General features: G+C 70.0%; 19 protein-coding genes. 6 read left to right on the forward strand and 13 right to left on the reverse strand.

The window, feature by feature from the left end:
- Positions 1-5 precede the first annotated feature (5 nt).
- The 3 genes from Y590_RS15530 to tlpA all read right to left on the reverse strand — a co-directional run bounded on the left by Y590_RS15530 (position 6) and on the right by tlpA (position 2,394).
- Positions 6-353 (reverse strand): hypothetical protein, encoded by a 348-nt coding sequence (locus Y590_RS15530; RefSeq protein ID WP_060770648.1) that lies wholly within the window; start codon positions 351-353, stop codon positions 6-8.
- 85 nt (positions 354-438) lie between these two features.
- Entirely contained in the window at positions 439-1,680 is a 1,242-nt protein-coding gene (gene nhaA / locus Y590_RS15535; protein ID WP_060770649.1) for a Na+/H+ antiporter NhaA, read from the reverse strand.
- A gap of 72 nt (positions 1,681-1,752) precedes the next feature.
- A complete protein-coding gene (gene tlpA, locus Y590_RS15540; protein WP_060770650.1) occupies positions 1,753-2,394 on the reverse strand; it encodes a thiol:disulfide interchange protein TlpA in 642 nt (213 codons plus the stop codon).
- A 39-nt stretch (positions 2,395-2,433) separates the two neighbouring features.
- On the opposite strand from tlpA, the gene argH reads away from it, so the two are divergent.
- The 3 genes from argH (at position 2,434) to Y590_RS15555 (ending at position 5,074) form a co-directional block, all read left to right on the forward strand.
- Positions 2,434-3,825 (forward strand): argininosuccinate lyase, encoded by a 1,392-nt coding sequence (gene argH, locus Y590_RS15545; RefSeq protein ID WP_060770651.1) that lies wholly within the window; start codon positions 2,434-2,436, stop codon positions 3,823-3,825.
- A gap of 97 nt (positions 3,826-3,922) precedes the next feature.
- Entirely contained in the window at positions 3,923-4,234 is a 312-nt protein-coding gene (locus Y590_RS15550) for a hypothetical protein (RefSeq protein WP_060770652.1), read from the forward strand.
- Positions 4,235-4,390: 156 nt separating this feature from the next.
- Complete coding sequence (locus Y590_RS15555) at positions 4,391-5,074, forward strand: invasion associated locus B family protein (protein WP_060770653.1); 684 nt, start codon at positions 4,391-4,393, stop codon at positions 5,072-5,074.
- A gap of 177 nt (positions 5,075-5,251) precedes the next feature.
- Here Y590_RS15555 and Y590_RS15560 read toward each other — a convergent pair whose 3' ends face one another.
- Together Y590_RS15560 and Y590_RS15565 are read right to left on the reverse strand one after the other, a co-directional pair.
- The gene (locus Y590_RS15560; RefSeq protein ID WP_060770654.1) at positions 5,252-5,506 is read right to left on the reverse strand and encodes a hypothetical protein; all 255 of its coding nucleotides are present in this window, start codon (positions 5,504-5,506) and stop codon (positions 5,252-5,254) included.
- Between the two features lie 441 nt (positions 5,507-5,947).
- Complete coding sequence (locus Y590_RS15565) at positions 5,948-6,634, reverse strand: HAD family hydrolase (RefSeq protein ID WP_060770655.1); 687 nt, start codon at positions 6,632-6,634, stop codon at positions 5,948-5,950.
- A gap of 77 nt (positions 6,635-6,711) precedes the next feature.
- On the opposite strand from Y590_RS15565, the gene Y590_RS15570 reads away from it, so the two are divergent.
- Positions 6,712-8,481, forward strand: a complete 1,770-nt coding sequence (locus Y590_RS15570) for a carbamoyltransferase family protein (RefSeq protein ID WP_060770656.1) — start codon at positions 6,712-6,714, stop codon at positions 8,479-8,481.
- Positions 8,482-8,523: 42 nt separating this feature from the next.
- Here Y590_RS15570 and Y590_RS15575 read toward each other — a convergent pair whose 3' ends face one another.
- The 4 genes from Y590_RS15575 to Y590_RS15590 all read right to left on the reverse strand — a co-directional run bounded on the left by Y590_RS15575 (position 8,524) and on the right by Y590_RS15590 (position 11,968).
- A complete protein-coding gene (locus Y590_RS15575; protein ID WP_060772314.1) occupies positions 8,524-8,862 on the reverse strand; it encodes a hypothetical protein in 339 nt (112 codons plus the stop codon).
- Between the two features lie 97 nt (positions 8,863-8,959).
- On the reverse strand, positions 8,960-9,634 hold the full coding sequence (locus tag Y590_RS15580) for a haloacid dehalogenase type II (RefSeq protein ID WP_060770657.1): 675 nt from the start codon (positions 9,632-9,634) through the stop codon (positions 8,960-8,962).
- A gap of 37 nt (positions 9,635-9,671) precedes the next feature.
- On the reverse strand, positions 9,672-11,201 hold the full coding sequence (gene murJ, locus Y590_RS15585; RefSeq protein WP_060770658.1) for a murein biosynthesis integral membrane protein MurJ: 1,530 nt from the start codon (positions 11,199-11,201) through the stop codon (positions 9,672-9,674).
- Between the two features lie 200 nt (positions 11,202-11,401).
- Entirely contained in the window at positions 11,402-11,968 is a 567-nt protein-coding gene (locus Y590_RS15590) for a hypothetical protein (RefSeq protein WP_144439981.1), read from the reverse strand.
- A 259-nt stretch (positions 11,969-12,227) separates the two neighbouring features.
- On the opposite strand from Y590_RS15590, the gene Y590_RS15595 reads away from it, so the two are divergent.
- Positions 12,228-13,028, forward strand: coding sequence for a nucleotidyltransferase domain-containing protein (locus Y590_RS15595; protein WP_060770660.1), 801 nt, complete (start codon positions 12,228-12,230; stop codon positions 13,026-13,028).
- 44 nt (positions 13,029-13,072) lie between these two features.
- On the opposite strand, the gene Y590_RS15600 is transcribed toward Y590_RS15595, so the two are convergent.
- Positions 13,073-13,669 (reverse strand): superoxide dismutase, encoded by a 597-nt coding sequence (locus tag Y590_RS15600; protein WP_060770661.1) that lies wholly within the window; start codon positions 13,667-13,669, stop codon positions 13,073-13,075.
- Between the two features lie 369 nt (positions 13,670-14,038).
- On the opposite strand from Y590_RS15600, the gene Y590_RS15605 reads away from it, so the two are divergent.
- The gene (locus Y590_RS15605) at positions 14,039-14,998 is read left to right on the forward strand and encodes a hypothetical protein (protein ID WP_060770662.1); all 960 of its coding nucleotides are present in this window, start codon (positions 14,039-14,041) and stop codon (positions 14,996-14,998) included.
- Between the two features lie 70 nt (positions 14,999-15,068).
- Here Y590_RS15605 and Y590_RS15610 read toward each other — a convergent pair whose 3' ends face one another.
- The 3 genes from Y590_RS15610 to Y590_RS15620 all read right to left on the reverse strand — a co-directional run bounded on the left by Y590_RS15610 (position 15,069) and on the right by Y590_RS15620 (position 18,789).
- The gene (locus Y590_RS15610) at positions 15,069-16,820 is read right to left on the reverse strand and encodes a sensor histidine kinase (RefSeq protein WP_060770663.1); all 1,752 of its coding nucleotides are present in this window, start codon (positions 16,818-16,820) and stop codon (positions 15,069-15,071) included.
- Positions 16,821-16,927: 107 nt separating this feature from the next.
- Positions 16,928-17,887: a glycosyltransferase family 2 protein gene (locus Y590_RS15615; protein ID WP_060770664.1), complete on the reverse strand. Its 960-nt coding sequence runs from the start codon at positions 17,885-17,887 to the stop codon at positions 16,928-16,930.
- Positions 17,884-18,789 (reverse strand): glycosyltransferase family protein, encoded by a 906-nt coding sequence (locus tag Y590_RS15620; protein WP_060770665.1) that lies wholly within the window; start codon positions 18,787-18,789, stop codon positions 17,884-17,886. The genes Y590_RS15615 and Y590_RS15620 overlap by 4 nt, the downstream gene beginning before the upstream one ends.
- Between the last annotated feature and the right edge of the window lie 21 nt (positions 18,790-18,810).

Below are 18,810 nucleotides of genomic sequence, written 5' to 3' on the forward strand. Positions count from 1 at the left end.
ACGCCTTACGGCCGCGTCAGGAACCCGATCGGCTCCCGCGGCGGCTGGCCGAGCCAGACCAGCACCGCCCCGAGACCGAGCCCGAACAGGGCCGCCGGGACGAGGCCGAGCGGCGTCAGCAGCACCGTCTCCGCCCAGGGCGCCGCCTTCCGGATCGTGGCCCCCAGGGCGGTGATCCGCTCCTGCGGCAGGGACTGGATCAGTTCGGCGAGGCTCGTCACCCGCAGGCCATTATTGGCGATGGAGCGGGCGCCGTCGTAGCAGAGCTGCACGAAGCCCGCCGCCATCACCACGAGCCCGAGCGCCCGGCTGAAGAACGGCAGTCCGAGGAAACGGGAAACGGTTCGCAGCATGTTCGCCCTCGCGCGGGATGACGGGCCGGAGGACGGACCACCTGCCACCGCGACGCTTCCGGCCTGAGTAGGCCGAGGCCGGAGGTCAAGGCAAGCGGTCGGACCCGGCTTCGAGGTCCCGGCGCGGGCTCGCCTCCCGCGCCTTCGCCCGGGCGAGCAGCACGGCACCGAACAGCGCCGAGAGCAGCGAACCGCCGAGAACGCCGAGCTTGGTCTCGGTCTCGTGCAGGCCATCCGTGAAGGCGAGCGCCCCGATGAACAGGCTCATGGTGAAGCCGATTCCGCAGAGGAGGGCGACGCCGTAGACTTGGACCCAGGTCGCACCGGCCGGTCGGGAAACGAGGCCAAGGGCGGCGGCGAGCCGCACGCTCGCGAAGATGCCGACCTGCTTGCCGATGAACAGGCCGAGCGCAACGCCGAGGGTCACGGGCTCAATCAGCGCCCGCGCCGGCAAGCCGAGGAGCGTCACCCCGGCATTGGCGAAGCCGAAGATCGGCACGATCAGGAACGAGACCCAGGGCGTCAGGGCGTGTTCCAGACGGTGCAGGGGCGACGTCACGTCCTCCGGCCGGCCCGGACTCGGACGGATCGGCACGAACAGGGCGAGCAGCACGCCGGCCACCGTGGCGTGAACGCCGGAGCGCAGGACGAATACCCAGAGGACGAGGCCCGCGAGGAGATAGGGCAGGAGCGCGCGCACACCGAGGCGGTTGAGGGAAAACAGCACGGCCAGCATCCCGGCCGAGGCCGCCAGCATCGTGGTATCGAGCTGCCCCGTGTAGAACAGCGCGATGATGACCACGGCGCCGAGATCGTCGACGATGGCCACCGCCGACAGAAAGATCTTGAGCGAAACGGGCACGCGCGAGCCCAGGAGCGCGAGGACGCCCAGCGCGAAGGCGATGTCGGTGGCGGCGGGGATCGCCCAGCCCCGAGCCGTGGGCTGCCCGGCGTTGAAGGCGAGATAGACCAGGGCCGGCACGGCCATGCCCGCCGCCGCGGCCAGCCCCGGCAGCACCCGGTCGGGCCACGTGCGCAGGCGCCCGTCCAATCCCTCCCGCTTGATCTCGAGGCCGACCAGCAGGAAGAACACGACCATCAGGCCGTCGTTGATCCAGTGCATCAGGCTCAAGGGCCCGAGATGGATGTGAAGCAGGTGGTGATAGGCCTGTGCCAGGGGCGAATTGGCGACCGCGAGCGCGGCGCCCGCGGCGGCCATGAGCACGATGCCGCCGGCCGCCTCGTTCGTGAGAAAGCGGCGCGTCGCCGAGTATGAGCGCTGCAGACGGCGCGGGAGCGCACGGACGGAGGGGGGCGGCGGCTTCATGCCGAGACCCGTTGCCCGCCCCGGGCCGGCACCGCAACCCGGCTGGCTCGAAAAGTCATGCACCTTGGAAAATCAGGAGGATTTTGCCAGCGCCGCCCGGATCAGCCGCTTGCCGTCCTCGCTCGACCATTCGGCCGGGCCCTTCATCACACCGAGCGTGCAGCCCTTGGCGTCGATCAGCATCGTCGTCGGCAGCCCCGTGGAGCCGACCGCCGACTGGATCGCCGGCAGCACCTTGCCCTCGGGATCGCCGTAATAGGTCAGATGCGCGATGCCGTTGGCCTTGAACCATGCGGGCGGCTTGTCGAGGTTGCGCGTCTCGACATTGATCGCCACCACTTGGAACGTGTCGCCGCCGAGTTCCCCCTGAAGGCGGTCGAGGGCCGGCATCTCCGCCTTGCAGGGGGCACACCACGTCGCCCACAGGTTCACCAGGAGCAGTTTACCGCGCAAGGACGCGAGATCGGTCGGCGCGCCGTCCGGGCCCTTGAAGGCGACGGCGGGTGCCGGCTTCGGCGGAGCGGACGCGTCGAAAGCAGCCACGTCGCCGCGGGCCAGCGGCGCGAGCCGGGCCGCGACCGGGGCGGCTTCGGCGCAGGGGCCGGAGGCCGCGAGGTTGCCGAGGTTCGAGCCCGTCCCGTATAGGGCAAGGCCGCCGACGAGGACGGCGGCGAGCGCGCCGCCCGCGGCAAGGATTTTCGGGGTCGCCGTCACGGCCGAACCTCGTTTCGCGTGCGGAAGGTGGGATCAGCCATGAGCAACCGGATGTGGGGTGGACGCTTCGCCAGCGGCCCGGCCGAGATCATGGAGGAGATCAACGCCTCCATCGGGTTCGACAGGCGTCTCGCATCCCAGGACATCCGCGGCTCGCTGGCGCATGTCGCGATGCTGGGGAGCCAAGGCATCCTGCCGGCCGAGGATGTGGCAGCCATCGAAGCCGGGCTCAAGTCCGTCGAGGCGGAGATCGCGCGCGGCCAATTCGTCTTCCGGCGCGAGTTGGAGGACATCCACATGGCGGTGGAGAGCCGCCTGACCGAGATCGTCGGCCCCGCCGCCGGGCGCCTGCACACCGCCCGCTCGCGCAACGATCAGGTCGCCACCGACATGCGGCTATGGGTGCGCGACACCCTCGACGCCCTCGACGCGCAGGTCGCCGACCTGCAGCGGGCGCTGGCCGAGACGGCGGTGAAGCATGCCGGGACGGTGATGCCGGGCTTTACCCACCTTCAATCGGCCCAGCCCGTCACCTTCGGCCACCATTGCCTGGCCTATGTCGAGATGCTGGCGCGCGACCGCGGCCGGTTCCGCGACGCGCGGGCGCGGCTCAACGAATGCCCGCTCGGCGCCGCCGCACTCGCCGGCACCTCCTTTCCGATCGACCGGCACGCCACGGCCGCCGCCCTCGGCTTCGACCGGCCGACCGCGAACTCGCTCGATTCCGTGGCCGACCGCGACTTCGCGCTCGAATCGCTCTCGGCGGCCTCGATCTGCGCGGTCCACCTCTCGCGCTTCGCCGAGGAGCTGGTGGTGTGGACCTCGGCGCAGTTCGGCTTCGTGCGGCTCTCCGACGGCTTCACCACCGGCTCGTCGATCATGCCGCAGAAGCGCAATCCCGACGCCGCCGAACTCGTGCGGGCCAAGGCGGGCCGCATCATCGGCGCGCTCACGGGCCTGCTCATCGTGATGAAAGGCCTGCCGCTCGCCTATTCGAAGGACATGCAGGAGGACAAGGAAGGCACCTTCGACGCCCTGCAATCGCTCTCGCTGTGCCTTGCGGCCATGGCCGGCATGGTGCGCGACCTCGAACCCGTGGCCGAGACGCTCAAGCGCGCGGCGGGTTCGGGCTACGCCACGGCGACCGATCTCGCCGACTGGCTGGTGCGCGAGCTGAACATGCCGTTCCGGCAGGCCCACCACGTCACCGGCCGCGTCGTCGCGGCGGCCTCCGAGCGCGGGATCGGGTTGGAGGAACTCTCCCTCGAGGCCATGCAGGCGATCGAGCCGGGAATCACGGGGGCCGTCTTCGCGGTTCTCGGCGTCGAGAACTCGGTGGCGAGCCGCATCAGCTACGGCGGCACCGCGCCGGACAACGTGCGCCGGCAGGCGGAAATCTGGCTGGAAAGGCTCGGCCCTGTGGAGAAGTAGGGGTAACCCTGCGGGAACAGGCACGGAAAATGCCGCGTTCAGGTTTCAGCTAGCTGAGCTTGGCTATCCGACCGTTCGAACCTGCGGAGTGCCGTCGATGAACGTTGAGAGTTGGATCACTGTCGAGGAGACGCCGGCCCTGGCCGCGGAGGCGATGGCGGTCATCGACGCTCGCCTCGCACGGCTCACCGAGGCGGAACGGGGCGCCTTCTGGGCCTCGATCCGCAAGGCCTACAACACGCCCTACAACGATCCGGTGAAGCCGGCGCAGCCCAAGCCGGTCGAGCCGGCGCCCGGCTCCGCCCCATCGGCGGTCGAGATCCGTCTTCCCGCGATCGATCCGTCGATCGACCTGCCCGCGGCGGCCCTCGCCTCTGCGGCGCTCGCAGCGGAGATGCGGGTGGCCTGACAGCGCGTCCGACGGAGGCAGGCTGCGTCAACGGGTACGGCCCATGGCCGTTTTACGGTTAATCGGAGCGGTCAGGGGTTTCCTGTTCCGCTGCAGGCCGTCATCCTGACGGCGCGCGAAGATGGCCGGCCCGGCCGTCCGTACACCCGAGTAAAGATGCAGCGGCACCGCCTTTCGATCTCTCATCCCGCCTCTCGTCCCGGCCACCCCCTGGCGGCCCTCGTGCTGGCCGTCGCGGCCGCCGCGTCTCTGCCCGGACCGTCCGGTCACGCCCAGGCGCAGGAGGGCATACAGGGAGCCGAGATCATCCTCGCCCGGTCGAGCCGCCGCCAACCGAAGAGTTCGGCGCTGCCGCCGGGGATGCAGCAGGCCGTCCCGCTGGCGGTGTTCGGCGACTGGAACGTCTTCACCAACGGCGCCCAGGGCCGCGACAAGCTCTGCTACGTCATCGCCCAGCCGACGGCCCGCAGCCCCAAGACGCTCGCGCGCGACACCGGCTACCTGTTCGTGACCTTCCCCAAGGGCGGCGCCCAGGGGGAGATCGCGGTGATGCTCGGCTTCAAGCCGAAGCCGGCCGCAGCGCAAGGAAAGCCCGGCGCGGCCGCCGCCCCGAGCGACCCCTACCTCACGGTCGGCAGCACCCGCTACGGCCTCGTGGCGAAGGACGAGAATGCCTGGATCCAGAACCAGGCCGACGAGCCGCGCATCGTCACGGAGATGAGCCGGACCCAGACCGCGACGGTCCGCACGACCTCACAACGCGGCAAGCCGACTCAGGACGACTACGCTTTGGGCGGCTTTGCCGATGCGCTCAAGCGCGCACGCGAGGAGTGCAAGTAGGTCTTCGCATCCGAGGGCTGCATCGCCGGCCTTTCGCGCGGGCAGCCGATCCGGAATCATCCCAAACGGGCGTGACCGTCTCGCGATCGAGGACGCGTCTGAAACGAACGCCGCAAAAACAAGCCGGCGGCCCGAAGCGGCGCCGCCGGCTGTCTTCATGCGGAGCGTCGCGGAGGGTCACACCACCGCGCGCAGGCGTGGCTGGCGGCCTTTCTCGCGCGCTGCACGGGCAGCTTGCTCCACGGTGCGGAACAGCGTGCCGTCGAGCCCGTCGAAGCGGCGCTCTGACGAGAAGAAGCGGACACCGCCGCGCTCGGGCACGGCAATGCCGGCGGTGATGTCGCCGATCTCGATCACGCGGGCGGGGGTCGCATCCGCGACGGAGAGATCGAGCGTGTCATCGTCGAGGTAAGCGGTCTGGGCACGGGTCATGACGGGGTGAACTCCTGCGGCCGTCGTCGGCCGGTTATCGGCAAGGCGTTCGCGGGCGCTGCTTTAGCCCACGGATGTGACTGTCTGCCGACAACATCCCCACGCCCGGACACTCCATCCGCCGGGCAACCTCGACTTCTTCCAAATAAAGATACCATTCACGGCCAGTCCTCCTCTCTCGCGAGGACCACGGCGCAAGTGCGTCGTGATGCATTAGCGTTTGATAACGCGGCGCAAGCTTGCCACTACAAATCACCGCGGCGCGAAGTCGTTCGCACGGTCTAAAGATGAGGTGTCCAACCCTAACCGTCAACGGAATGTTCTTTCGAAGTTCAGCTTGACAGAGAAAGTTCGCGCCGCGATTCGGCCGATCCGCGGCGCGTCTCGTCTGTCGGGGAAGGGCCTACGCCAGATCTAGCAAAGCCCGGGCCGAAACCGGCCTTATGCCCCGGCCACGATGCGCCCGAGATCCGCATGCGCGGAGAAGACCGCCGCCGCCCCGGCATCGAGAAGATCCCGCCCGGCCCGGTCGTGGCTCCAATGCCCGCCTCCGGTGAAGCCGACGACCCGCATTCCGGCAGCCCGCGCGGCCTGCACCCCCGGCACGCTGTCCTCGATCACGAGGCAGTGTTCCGGCGCGAAGCCCATCCGCTCCGCCGCGAACAGGAACAGATCCGGAAACGGCTTTCCGCGCGCCACCTGTGCCGAGGAGAAGACGCGCCCCTCGAACAGCGGCAGCAGCCCGGTGAGCGAGAGCGAGCGGCGCAGCCGCACCGGATCGCTGCTGGAGGCGACGCAGAACGGCAGATGCAGGAGGCCGAGCGCGTCGGCGATCCCGGCCATGGCGGCCAGATCCGCCTCGAAGGCCGCGAGCGTCTCCGCCTTCACCCGCTCGACGAAGCCGTCCGGGGCCGTGACCCCGTCCTCGCGGGCGACGCGTTCCATGATCGAGGTCATGGAGGTGCCGGCGAACCGCTCCCGCACGCTGTCGAGGCTGATGGCGAGCCCGATCCCGTTGAGCCCGCGCGTCAGGGTCGCAAGGCTGATCGGCTCGCTGTCGATCAGCACGCCGTCGCAGTCGAAGATCACGAGGGCGAGGGGAGGCGAGGCGGGGAAAGCATCCGTCATCGGCGGTCCGTCTCGCACGGCACCCATGCCACGGCAACGGAGTTGTCGCGTCCGCGCCCGGCGTGTAGCCCGGCAGCATGCGCACCTATCTCGGCCTCGCTACGACCTTCCACGACCCGGCGCTCGCCCTCGTCGGGCCGGACGGGACCGTGCTGTTCGCCGAGGCCGCCGAGCGCTACCTGCAATACAAGCGCGCCCCGAACTGCGAGCCCGATCCCGGCACCCGCATGGCGGGCCTGCTGAAGCATCACGTGCCCGAGGGGACGGATCTGGTCATCGCCACCTCCTGGGGCGAGCAGTTCTCGGAGTTTCTCAAAGGGCAGGCGGCGTCCGGCGCCTTCGAGCTGCCGGCCCTGGCCGAGCACCCCTCCACCCTCAACCGCTCCTTCGTGCCGGAGCGGGCCGAGCGCGTCTTCATCGCCGACCTCCACGCCATGCAGGCGCGGGCCGGCAACGGCACGGTGCTGGCGCTCGACAACGAAACCCGCGGGCTCCGCGGCAAGCCGCGGGCGACCATCGCCGGGCTGCGGCGCTACGCCCACCATCGGGCGCACGCGGCCTACGCCCTGTGGAGCAGCCCGTTCGAAGAGGCGACCGCGCTCATCGTCGACGGCATGGGCGAGACCGGCGCCGCGGCGATCTACCGCTTGAAGGACGGGCGGATCGAGGAGGTGCGGCGCCAGCGCGGGCGCGGCTCGGTCGGCTTTCTCTACGGGCTCGTCACGGATCTCGCCGGCTTCGACCAGATCAAGGGCGAGGAATGGAAGATCATGGGGCTGGCGCCCTACGGCCGGACCGACCCCGACCTGATGGCGCTGCTGCGCCGCCTGTTCTCGATCGAAGAGGGGCGCCTGAAATTCGCCGACGAGACCACCGTGCAGGCGGTCGCCGCCGAGATCCTGTCGCGGCGCCCGGGGGATGTCGGCGAGCAGGGCTGGGCCGACCTCGCCCGCTGCGGCCAGGACATTTTTTCCGAACTCATGGACGTGCTGGTGGCCGAGGCGTGGCGGCTGGCACCCGGCGAAAACCTCGTCATCGCCGGCGGGTGCGGGCTCAATTCCTCCTATAACGGACGCGTGCTGGGGCGCGCGGGCTTTCGTCGCCTGCACGTGCCCTCGGCTCCCGCCGATGACGGCAACGCCGTCGGCGCCGCTTGGCTGGCACTCGCCCAGGACGATCCCGACTGGAAGGGGCCGAAGCGCGAGACGCGCCCGCTCACGCCCTATCTCGGCTCGACCGTCTCGACCGAACCGCTGGAGCGCATGGCCGAGTGGGAGCCGCGCGCCCGCCGCCTCGGCCACGAGGGCGTGACGCGGGAGGCGGCGAAAATCCTCGCCGAGGGCGGGCTCGTCGGCTGGGTCCAGGGCCGGGCGGAGTTCGGCCCGCGGGCACTCGGCAACCGCTCGATCCTCGCCGACCCGCGCCCGGCCCATGCCAAGGAATCGCTGAACGCCAAGGTGAAGTACCGCGAGGCGTTTCGCCCGTTCGCGCCCTCGGTCCTGGCCGAGGCCGGGCCCGACTGGTTCGAGGACTACGCCGACAGCCCCTATATGGAGCGCACGCTCGTGTGGCGCGCGGCGGTGCGGGATCAGGTGCCGGCGGTGGTCCATGCGGACGGCACCGGCCGGCTCCAGAGCGTGACGCGCGCGCGCAACCCGGCCTACGCGGCTTTGATCGAGGCCTTCGCGGACCTGACCGGCGTGCCGATCCTGCTCAACACCAGCTTCAACGTGATGGGCAAGCCGATCCTCCACACGGCGGAGGACGCGATCCTGATGTTCTACACCACCGGCCTCGATGCCATCGTGGTCGAGGACTGGATCCTGACGAAAAAGGCGCCCGCCTGAAGCGGACGCCCGTCATCCTCACGCACCGCGAAGTCGCGAGACCTATTCGCAGACCTCGACCCGGCGGTAGGTGAACTCGACCTCGTCGAGCCACACCTTGCGGCGCTCGTAGTGGCAGATCGGGCCCCGGCGCGGCGGCGGCGCGACGTAGACCGGCTCTTCCTCGACATAGACCCGGCGCGCGGGCGGCGGGGGCGGGGCCCCGTTGTTGAGAAGCGCGCCGACGGCGAGGCCGCCGATGACGCCGGCCGCGGCGCCACCGATCAGGGCCCCGTTGCGGCCGTCGCGGGCGGAGGCCGGAGCGGCGGAGAGAACCGCAGCGCCGAGAAGCGCCGCGCAGATGCCCTTGCGGGCGAGGACGGAGAGGGACAGGGCGGGCACGAGAACCGATCCTTTGAGCAACCGGACTAATCAGGCACGTGGCCCCCAATTAATCCGGTCAAGCTTAAGGATTGGCGAACGCGCCGTTGCCGGCGGTTCAGATCACCGCGTCGAGGCTCTTCACGACCGCGCGAGGCGGCTGGTCGGGGTACTCGTCGGGCTGGCCTTTCCGGTTCACCCACACCGCATCGAAGCCGAAGGCGGTGGCCCCCGCGATGTCCCAGCGGTTCGAGGAGAAGAACAAGACGTTGCTCCGCTCGGTGGCGAGCCGGTCGAGAACCATCCGGTAGGCGGCGGGCGCGGTCTTGAAGGTCCGGATGGGATCGACCGAAAGCACCGCGTCGAGCCGGTCGCCCAGGCCGGACGAGGCCACCGCCCGCTCCAGCATCGCGGCGTTGCCGTTGGAGAACAGGGCCGTCTTCGCGCCGTGCTCATGGAAGCGATCCAGCACGCCGGGCACCTCGTCGTAGGCGTCGAGGTCGCGATAGGCGTCGAGGAGTTTTTCTCGGAATGCCCGGTCGATCTCGGGGTGCCGGGCCAGCGCGAAATCGAGGGCGCGCTCGGTCAGGTCCCAGAAGGCGACATAGCGGCCCATCAGGCCGTGCACCCAGGAATATTCGAGCTGCTTGGTGCGCCAGAGTTCGGAGAGGCTGTCCGCTTGGGGCCCGAGCGCGCCGGCATGGCGCGCGACCGCCGAATGCACGTCGAACAGCGTGCCGTAGGCGTCGAAGACGGCGTAGCTTTCGCCGGGGCGGAGATCGGGGAGGGCCATGTCGGGTGAGATGAGGCGCGCGCCCGATCCGGAAAGCCTACCTGCGGCGCAATCGCACGCCGAACGCGCCCATCACTGCGAGCAGGGTGCCGGCATAGGCGAGCGCCCCGGCCAAGCCGAGGAGCGCCAGCACCGCGATCTCGCGCAGATGCGGCAGGGCGGGCACGATCCGCTCGGCGAAGGGCAAGCCGTAGACGGCGAGCACCGCCAGCACCGCGCTCGCCACGACGACCGCGGCGACGGTGACGCCGAGCACCCGCCCCGGCGCGGTCCAGCCACGGCGCAGCGCCAGCCCGTAGAGCAGAGCGAGGTTGATCCACTGAGCGATGGCGGTGGCGAGGGCGAGGCCAGCAACGCCGTAGGGACCGGTCAGCACGAGCTTCAGCGCGACGTTGACGGCGATCGCCGTCAGCGAAGCATAGAGCGGCGTCGTCGTGTCCTGCCGGGCGTTGAAGCTCGCCACGGCCGAGCGCACCATCACCACGGCGGGCAGGGCCAATCCGTAGGCCGCGAGCACGGAGGCGGCGCGGGCGGCATCCTCGGCGGTGAAGGCACCGCGCTGGAACAGGGCCGCCATGATCAGCCCCGGCAGTGTCAGGAAGGCGACCGTGAACGGAGCCGAGAGCGCCAGTGAGAAACCCGCGGCCCGGTTCTGCGCCGCATGCGCCCCGGCCACGTCACCCGCGGCGATGCGCCGGCTCATCTCGGGCAGGAGCACCGTGCCGGCGGCGATGGCGATGACGCCGAAGGGCAGTTGGTAGAGCCGGTCGGCGTAGTACAGCGCCGAAACCGCACCGGTCGGCAGGAAACTCGCGATGATGGTGTCGGCAAAGGTCGCGATCTGGAAGCCGGCCGATCCGATCACGGCGGGCCCCAGGATCTTGAAGAACCGGATCATGTCGGGGTCGCGCAGGGTCGGCTTCGTCAGCCGCGGCGCGTAGGCGCGGGCGCGCGCATCCCACCAGACCAGCGCGAATTGCAGAACGCCCGAGACCGAGACGCCCCAGGCCGCGGCATTGGCCGCGTTCGGGAACAGGAAGGCCAGCGCGAGTGCCACGAGCATCGAAAGGTTGAGCAGCACCGGCGCGCCGGCGGCGGCGGCGAAGCGCCGATGCGCGTTGAGGATGCCGGAGAACAGCGTCACCAGCGTCATGAACAGCAGGTAGGGGAAGGTGATCCGCGTCAGGCTGACCGCCAGCGCGAACCGTTCCCCGTCCTCGGAGAAGCCGGGTGCCAGCGCCCGCACGATCCAGGGCATCGCCGGCAGCGCAAGGGCGAGCAAGGCCACCTGCACGATCAGCATCAGGGTGAAGACGCGATCGGCAAAGCGCGCGGCGGCGCCCTCGGCGCCCGCCTGTTCCAGATGGGTGTAGGCCGGCACGAAGGCGGTGTTGAATGCCCCCTCGCCGAAGATCGCGCGGAAGTGGTTCGGCAGGCGGAAGGCGACGACGAAGGCATCCGCCATCGGCCCGGCGCCCATCACGGCGGCCGTGACCACGTCGCGGGCAAAGCCGGTGACCCGGGAGACCAGCGTCCAGCCGCCGACGGAGAGGATCGAGCGGATCATGTTTTCGCGGTTGATCCCGTGCGTGACGAGGGGGCAGGCGGCGCCTCATCCGATCCACATCCTCATCCTGAGGTGCCGCGTCAGCACCTCAGGATGAAGGCGCGGGTGGGATCGCCCTGTCGTGGCAGTAGGCCTCCGGGACAGGGTGCGGCTAGGACCGCAAGGTCACGGCGACGCCGAAAAGGCACCAGCCGGCAGGTTCACGGCTCCAGACCGAGTTGCTGCCGGAACTCGTTCAAAGGCACGGGTGGGGACGACTGCCGGGGCTCCTGGGTCACGTTCGCTGCCGGCGCTCGCCACGGGCCGTTCGCCTCCAAGACCCAACGCCCCTCTCGCCGCCTCGCGATCAGGCGAGAACTGTCCTCGCCTTCGAAGACGAAGGTCCAGACCGGATGATCCGACTTCCACAGGGAGCCGCCAGAGGCGTACATGACGATGTTCGGGCCGGCATTGAGCACCAATTCGGGGACGACGGCCTCGTCGGTCAATCGAGCGATGACCGTCATGCAGAGCTCTTCCCGGCAATCGATCTCGATCCGCAGGACAATCGTATCGCCTACCTGCCAGGCGTCGCCGAGGACCCTGGTGTTGGCCAGCGCCGCTTCGGCGTCCCCAGCCCGTTCGATCCGGAGCATCGACGCGACCCGCTCTTTGAGGATCGCCGGTAGAGGTGTGTCGATAGAAATTCGTGCCGAACCTGAATGAGCGGCGCTCATTCCGGCAAAGCTCAGGATCGCTGCGAGAAGAAGACCGTAGCGCCGTCTCATCCAATCCTCATGCACGCCGCCCCCCCACAACGCTAGGCTGCACCACATCTCGCATGTATATAGCGGTTCGACGCGTTTCGGCGAATCTCGCCCAGCCGAGCCGAGAAAACGGCGGCGCGACCGGGGAGCGAGAATTTGCCCACCGCAAGCGGCCGGAAGTCACCCGCTACGGTCGCTTGGACGACATCGACTTTCCATGCCTTTCCCGATGCATCCTCCAGACGTTGCCATCCCGCCCCTCCGCGCCATTCCCGAGAGCATGCGGCCCCGGACGGTCGCGCAGGTCGATGCCCGGCTCGACGCGATCCGGGCCGAGTACGGAGTCGCGCTCCCGCTCGCCATCGAGAGCGGGAGCCGCGCCTGGGGCTATCCTTCCCTCGACAGCGACTACGATTGCCGATTCGTCTTCGTGCGCCCGCTCGATGCGTATCTGACGCCGTGGCTGGCCCGCGACGTGATCGAGACACCGATCGAGGGTGATCTCGACGTGAACGGGTGGGATCTCGGCAAGGCGCTGACGCTGCTCCTCAAGGGCAACGCCGTCATTCTCGAATGGCTGACGTCGCCGATCGTCTATCGGGGCGACGCCGCCTTTCGCGCCGAATTCCTCCGGCTCGCCGATGCGGTCGCAAACCGTTCGGCGATCGGGCGGCATTACCTTCGCCTCGGCGAGCGGCAGAAGATTCTCGCCTTCTCAGCCGGTGAGGACGTACCGCAGAAGAAGATTTTTTACGTAGTGCGCCCCGCGGCGGCCCTGCGATGGCTGCGCCATCACCCGGAGGCGGCGGTCGCCCCGATGAACTTCGCGCAGCTCATGCAAGACTGTCAGCCGCCCGTGGCGGTGCGGACGATCTGCGACGACCTGCTGGCGCGCAAGGCGGCAACACGGGAATTGGGGCGGGCACCGCTCCCGCCGGAACTGGCCGCCTTCATCGACAACGAATTCGCGTGGGGCCGCGAGACCTTCGCGACCACCATGGTGCGGATCTCACCGGAGGCCCGTGCCGCGGCGGAGGATTTCTTCCGCCGCTGGGTGCGCCGACTCGATCCGATGCACTGAGCCCGTTCCGGGCGGCGCACACGCCGCCCGGAACGGGCCATGGATTACTTCGCCTCGCCGTACAGCTTCTCGACGTACTCCCAGTTCACGAGGTTCTCGATGAACGCCTTGAGGTAGTCGGGGCGGCGGTTGCGGTAGTCGATGTAGTAGGAGTGCTCCCACACGTCGACGCCCAGAATCGGGGTCGCGCCGTGGACCAGCGGGTTCTCGCCGTTCGGGGTCTTCAGGATGGCGAGCTTGCCCTCCTTGACCGCGAGCCAGGCCCAGCCGGAGCCGAACTGGCCGATGCCGGCCTGGATGAAGTCGGCCTTGAACTTCTCGTAGCCGCCGAGATCCTCGTCGATCTTCTGAGCGAGCGCCGCCGGGGGCTGACCGCCGCCGTTGGGCTTCATCCAGTTCCAGAAGTGGAGGTGGTTGTAGTGCTGGCCGGCGTTGTTGAAGAGCGCCTGATTGGTGTTGTAGCTCGCCTTGACGATCTCCTCGACGCTCTTGCCGGCGAGGTCGGTGCCTTCGAGCAGCTTGTTGCCGGTGTCGACATAGGCCTTGTGGTGTTTGTCGTGGTGAAACTCGAGGGTTTCCTTCGACATGTAGGGCCCCAGCGCATCGTAGGCGTAGGGCAGCTCGGGCAGGGTGAACGTCATGCGTGTCTCCTAGGTTGTCCGGGTCTCGCGGGGAGCGGAGGCGAAGCGCGCAAGGAGTTTGAAGCGCGCGGCCGGCGAGGTGACGCGCGGGTAGGTAAGTCGGGGGACCGGGCTCGGCAACGCCAGCGGAGCCGTATCCGTGCGCTTGTTACCGATCGGGGCGGGGCATCCACCGTTTTGCGGGGGGCGTCCGCCGCCGCAATCGCTTGATGCCGTGCGTGAGGACACCGCAAGGCGGGCACTCGGCTGTGCATGGAGCGACGGAAAGGCCGGTTTCCGCGAATGGCGTGGCCGTGCGATTTTGCAATGAGCGGGCGGGGGGTTATCCTGCAACCCTCACGCCGCCCGCGACAGTCAGTCGAGAGTACCATGGTCGTCGCGCTGCTCGCGCTCAGTTCCGTCATGATCCTCGGTGGCGTTGCCGCCGTGGTCCAGGGCTTTCCCTATGTCCGGCTGGAGAGCGGACTGGCGATGGTGATCGGCGGCTCGACCGCGGCCTCGGCCGGCGTCATTCTGCTCGGCCTGACGGCCATCGTCTACCGCCTGCGCACGCTCCACGACGCCGTCGAGAGCTTGCGCGAGGCATCCCCCCAGTTGGGCATCCCGGCCGCAACGCCCGCCGGGGTCGTGCCCTGGGACGCATCGGCACCGGAGGCGCCGGCCTTTACCGCTCCCGAGGTTTCGCCGCCGGAAAGGCCCTCGCTCGCCGGCATGGGTCTGGCAGGCGCGGGTGCGGCCGGTCTGGCGGGGCTATCGATCGGCGCGCTGCGGCCGGGCGCGCGCGGCTCCGAGCCGGTGTTCGAGGATCCTGCGTCCTCGGCTAAAACACAGCCGAGCGCCGCCGAGCCGCTGCTGCCAGACTTGCTGCCGGAGGCTGAGCCGCCGCGTGCGAGCGATGACGACCTGTTCCGCATGCCCGCGCACGAACCCGAGCCGGTGACGCTCCCGAACCCGGCCGCCGAGGAGCGGGACGAGGCGCGGATCGCGGCGCCGACGCCCGCGGCCGAACCGATCGGCCTGCGCTCCTTCCTCGACGATCCGGCGCCCGCACCGGTCGCCGAAACGCCGCCCGAGCCGGAGGCGGTGACGCCTGCGCCGCAGGAAGTCGCGGCTCACGACACGGGGGCTCAGGAGCCCGAGCCGGAGGCGCGTGCCCCGGAGGAGCGGCACGCGGTCGGCTCCTACGCGTCGGGCGCCAACACCTACGTGATGTTCTCCGACGGCTCGATCGAGGCGGACACGCCGCGCGGCCGGTTCACCTTCGCCTCGCTCGACGAGCTGAAGAGCTTCGTCAATGCCGGGGGCGAAGAGGCTCGGGGCGCGGCCTGAGGGCTGGGCGGCCCGGCCGACTTCGAGACTCGCGCAACTCCGCGCTGGCGCCCGATGAACGCCTGCCCCTTCACGCCAGGGGGTTGAGCGCCGGGTTTCGTGCGGGCAGGGGCGCGGCGAGCGTGAGGTGGAATCCCTCGGGTGCGTAATCGGTGGTGATCTGCGCCTGAACCTGCGCGGTCAGCACCCGTTGCAGCAGGCGTGAACCGAAACCCTGGCGGGTCGGCGGAGTGACGAGGGGGCCGCCGCTCTCGCGCCAATCGAGGTGCAGCACGCCGGCTTCGACCCTCCATGTGATCGCGATCCGGCCGCGCCCGGTCGAGAGCGCACCATACTTGGCAGCGTTGGTGGTCAATTCATGGATCGCCATGCCGATCGGCACAGCGATCTCGGAGGGCAGATCGACCGCCGGGCCGTCGAGGACGATGCGCAGGTCCGGCGAGGTCTCGGTCTCGCTCTCGGCATAGGGCATCAGTTCGGAGGCAAGCAGGTCGCGCAGGCTCGCCGTCTGCCACGTCGCCTCGGTGAGCACACTGTGGGTGTGGGCGAGCGACTTGATGCGGCCGACGAAGGCCTCGTGAAAGCTGTCGATGCTGGTGGCGGTGCGCGCGGTCGAGCCGACGATGGCCTGGACCGTGGCGAGCGTGTTCTTCACCCGGTGGTGCAACTCGCGGATCAGGAGGCTGCGGCGCTCTTCCGAGTGGTGGCGGTCGGTCACGTCGGCGACGACGCCGATCAGGCGCCGCGGCAGCCCGCCCGGCCGGGACCGCTCGAACCGGCCGGCCATGTCGATGGTGCGCCAGAGGCCGTCGTCGTGGCGGCGGATGCGGCCGGTGGCGTGCAGGATCGTGTCCTCGCGCAGCGCCCGCAGGATCGCCTGCCGGAAGACGGGGCGATCCTCGGGGTGGAGGATTTCCTTGAGGAAGGCCGACTTGCCGATGCTGCCCTCCTCCGGCCGGCGGCCGAAGATCGCGAACATCCGCTCGTTCTCCCAGGTCGCCCGGTCATCAAGGACGTGCCACTCGAAGATGCCGAGATTGGCGACCGTGGTGGCGACCCGCAGGCGCTCCTCGCGCTCGGTCAAGGCCTCCCGGGCCTCGACCCGCGTGGTCACGTCCTGCACCACGCCGACGATGCCGATGGGCGCACCGTCGGGGGCGAGGAGCGCCTCGCCGCGGGCGCCGATCCAGATTTCGGCGTCGTCGGTGGCGCGGCGGAAACGGGTCTGGAAGGCGTAGGGGCGCCGCTCGGCGATGGCGGCAGTGACCGCGGCCTGGATCCGCTCGGCGTCCTCGGGATCGACCTGGCCCCGCATCCCCTCCCAGGTGACGGAGCGCCCCGGCGCGTAGCCGAGAATCTGCGCGGCGCGGCGCGAGAACACCATCTGCCCGGTGACCAGATCCCAGCGCCACTCGCCCAAACCCGCCGCCGTCAGGGCGTCGCGGTTCTGCTCGGCCCGGACGAGATCGTCGGCATCGACGAGGGTCAAGACCGCGACCGTCTCGCCGCCGTCCTCTCCGGACAGGGTCAGGCGCAGATCGAGGCTGCTGCCATCCACCCGCAGCCAACGGCGGATGCCGGCCTTCAGCCCGGGCGTCTCCCCGTCGAACGCGTCGCGGCCGATCACTTGGTCGATCGGGCGGCCATCGAGGAAGCCCGAGGGGTAGCCGAGCCAGCGGTACAGGCAGGGATTGGCGGTACGGATCGTGCGCCCATCGGGCGAGAAGACGGCGAGCCCCACCGGCGCGCGGTCGAAGGCCGCGCGGTACAAGGCGGGCGACAGGTCCGCCGGTCGAGAGCCCTTGTCCGCGCTGTCGTACACGATACTCCCCGTTCAGCCGCCCGCCGCGGGTGCAAGCGGGACCGTCCGGAGGGCGGCACCATGACGGAGGCCGCGGCGGACAACAAGATGCCCAACCGAGGCAAGCCTCATCGACCGCGGCCGGTCAACAGGCGCGGCATGGCCCGTATCAGCATCAGCCCTGCGCGGATCACCGCACCCGCATCTCCGCCCGAGCCGCGCATCAGCGCCCGGCCGAGGCGGACGGGCAGGTTCACGGCCAGCGCGGCCGCCAGCACGGCCAGCGACACCGCCCGGCCGTGATGCTTGTGCGCGTAGAGCGTCTGCGCCCGCAGGAAGTAGAACAGGCGACGGTCCTTCACCGCCTCGGTGGTGCCCTGGCCGCGGTGGCGGATCTCGGCCCCTGCGACGTGACACACGGCAAAGCCGGCGGCGGCGGCACGGGCGCAGAGGTCGGCATCCTCCCAGTAGACGAAGAAGCGCTCGTCGAACCCGCCGAGCCGGTCAAAGAGCGGGCGCCGGATCATCAGGAAGGCGCCCATCACCGCATCGACGGCCCGCGTCTCGGCATGGTCCCAGTCGAGCAGGAAGTGCGGCGCGATGCGGCCGGGCAGCAGCCGGTCGAGGAACAGGGTGTGGGCGATCAGGCGTGCGCCCGTCGGATGGCGGGCACAGGTGCGGTGCGTGTGCCCCGCCTCATCGACCAGCCGGGCGCCGACGATGCCGGTGCCGGGATCAGCGTCGAGCCATGCGCGGGCGGCGGCGAGGCCGTCCCGGCTCACCCCCGTATCGGGGTTGAGAAACAGGATGGCCGCGGCCGAACCCAAAGCCGCGCCCTGGTTGCAGGCACGGGCGAAGCCGCGATTGTCGGCGTTGCGCAGCACCGTGAGCGCGAGGCCCGGCTGATCCAGCCCCTCCGCCGAGCCGTCGGAAGAGGCGTTGTCGACGACGACGACGCGCAGTTGTTCCGCCCGCTGGCTCGCGGCGAGGCTCGCGAGGCAGGCCCGAAGCAGGTCGCCGGCATTCCAGTTGACGATGACGACGTCGAGGACCGCCGCAGAGGGCGTGGGTACGGGGGTCGCGGTCACGGCGGCGCGTCCGCCGGCCGGCCGAGGTGCCCGCCCAGCCCCTGGGCCAGGGCCGCGAGAAGGCGGGCGAGAACGCGGGGCGAGAACCGGTGACGGCTCCAGTAGAGCGCGATTTGAAGCGGCAGGTAGGCGGCCTGCTTCAGCTTCCACCGGGCCGGCACGTGCGGCAGGCGCCAGCTATAGGCGGAGTTGCGCACGTAGACCGCCATGCGGAACAACGGCTGGTCGGGCATCGTCACCGGCAGGAATCGCATCCGGATCGTGCCGCGCCCGACGCTATGGGGGATGGCCGTGCCGGGGTCCATCCAGCAGCTCCGGCCGCACGCCCAGGCGCGAAAGCACCATTCGAGATCGACGGCGTCGATGAAGAAGTCCTCGCGGAACGGGCCGACCCTCGCGAAGGCCGCCAGATCCACGAGCGAGCCGGAGGTCGCGAGGAATTCGACCGGCCGCAGGCTTTCGCGGGGCCGCACGCCGGGCCGCAGCGGGTAGACCGGTGCCTTGTGGCCGGGCTTCGGTGCGGGCGCCGGGCCGACGAGGGCCGGGGGCGGGTCTTCGCCTGCGGCTTGGTCGAGGGCGTGGCCCAGCGCCCGCGCCGTCTCGACGGTGGCATCGGCATCCTGATCGAGCAGGAACAGGCGGCGGAACCCGGCGGCCGTCGCCGCCTCGGCCAGGGCGTTGAGGGCGGCGGCGATGCCGCCATTGCGCCCCTCGCCGAGCCGGGTGAGCCCTTCCGCATCCCGCAACTGCGCCTGCGCCTCGGGTGGGATGCCGCCATTGTCGCAGACGAAGACGGGCAGGCGCCCGGCAAAGCGCTCGACGATCCGCGCGACCTGTTCGGGCGAGGGGCGGAAGAACACGACCGCGACGGCGGTATCAGTGGGAAGCTCGGAGGGCGTCACGTCGGACCCGTTGCGTCGAGG

This window comes from Methylobacterium sp. AMS5, from assembly GCF_001542815.1.
Taxonomy (GTDB): Bacteria; Pseudomonadota; Alphaproteobacteria; order Rhizobiales; family Beijerinckiaceae; genus Methylobacterium.